Annotated in this window: 2 protein-coding genes; one reads left to right on the forward strand and one right to left on the reverse strand. The window is 52.4% G+C overall.

The features are described from left to right. Positions 1-111: 111 nt before the first annotated feature. Complete coding sequence (locus DQ230_RS16875) at positions 112-615, forward strand: GIY-YIG nuclease family protein (RefSeq protein WP_238987579.1); 504 nt, start codon at positions 112-114, stop codon at positions 613-615. A 29-nt stretch (positions 616-644) separates the two neighbouring features. Here the strand turns inward: DQ230_RS16875 and DQ230_RS16880 are convergent, their stop codons facing one another. Continuing rightward, the gene (locus DQ230_RS16880; RefSeq protein ID WP_275263554.1) at positions 645-1,145 is read right to left on the reverse strand and encodes a tyrosine-type recombinase/integrase; all 501 of its coding nucleotides are present in this window, start codon (positions 1,143-1,145) and stop codon (positions 645-647) included. Between the last annotated feature and the right edge of the window lie 142 nt (positions 1,146-1,287).

A 1,287-nucleotide genomic window follows, 5' to 3' on the forward strand; every position in this document is an offset into this window, starting at 1 on the left:
CTTTCCATCAATATCACCTGCTCATTCCTCCGCGCTATTCGGCGCGGATGCTAACGTCGCAGGTGGGTCAATTTTACTCGCTCATAACCCACCCAAGTGGGTCAATTTTGCATGCCGATTCACACCCTGAACAAGGACGAAGCCGGTCGCCGTGTCACTGAACCAACGGCGGGACCATTATTTTCCGACCAGACGATCGATGGCGATGAGGCCAGCGGGACAATTTATGTCCTGCGGAGCAAATCCGACCACCCAATTGTCACTGACAATCGTGAACTGGTGCACAAGATCGGCGTCACGAACATGAGCGTCGAAAGGCGCATTGCCGGGGCACAGCTTCAACCCACGTTCCTGATGGCAAATGTCGAAATTGTCGCGACCTACGAGCTTTACAACATCAACCGAACCAAACTGGAAAACCTGATCCACCGCATTTTCGAACCAGCAAGGCTTGATATCGAAATAATAGATCGCTTCGGTCGCCCAGTCGCGCCCCAAGAATGGTTTCTTGTGCCATTTTTCGTGATCAAGGAAGCTGTCGATCGGATCAAGGACGGGTCGATTTCTGGTTATGTCTATGACCCAGACAGTGCCGCTTTGGTGAAACGTGGGTAGCAAGGCGAATTCATTGGGCAATCGCCAGGTCAAAGACCTGGTATAGGCAGGCCGAACTTCACCTTGTTCAATTCCGCCGCCATCAGTCGTATCGGCGAATCCTGTATGTAGACGGAAGCGACCTCCTGGGGTGCATGTCCTGAAATCATCTTCGTCAGCTCGCGAGGAACACCGGATCGAGCGAGTTCTGTGGCTAGAGTATGTCGAAAGCAGTAAAAGACCTTTTGTTTGGTCTTGATGCCGAGCTCAACTAGATATTTGTCGTTGAACCAGTCATTAACTTTATCGGGCCGTTTAGCCCATTCGGGGAACAGCAAGGTGTCACCGGACTTTTTGAGATTTTCAACGTAGTCGAGAAAGCCGAGCCGACCGAGGTCATCGTGGATAGGCACGAAGCGCTTGCTGCCCTGATTCTTCGAGGCATCGGCTAGATAAAACACAGGGACGCCCTGTTCGCGGTAAATGTTCTCAAGCTTCATGCGAGCCATCTCGGAGGAATTGCGCACGCCCGTGTAAAGCATAAGCAGCAATGCCCACTGTTTCAGAGTAAGGCTTCGGCGGGGGCCGTCTGACTTCGGCTACGATCCGATGATAAGTCCGGCCTTATGTCCGATTTCATTTACCGCCCTCAAATCGAAGTTCTCTCTACGGCCGATGGCATTCGCCGTCGGC

The sequence above is a fragment of the Roseovarius dicentrarchi genome, from assembly GCF_003316635.1.
GTDB classification, from domain to species: domain Bacteria; phylum Pseudomonadota; class Alphaproteobacteria; order Rhodobacterales; family Rhodobacteraceae; genus Roseovarius; species Roseovarius dicentrarchi.

Bases quoted from the DNA above. Each gene is read 5' to 3' on its own strand.
- DQ230_RS16875 (WP_238987579.1), top strand. From the start codon at position 112: ATGCCGATTCACACCCTGAACAAGGACGAAGCCGGTCGCCGTGTCACT.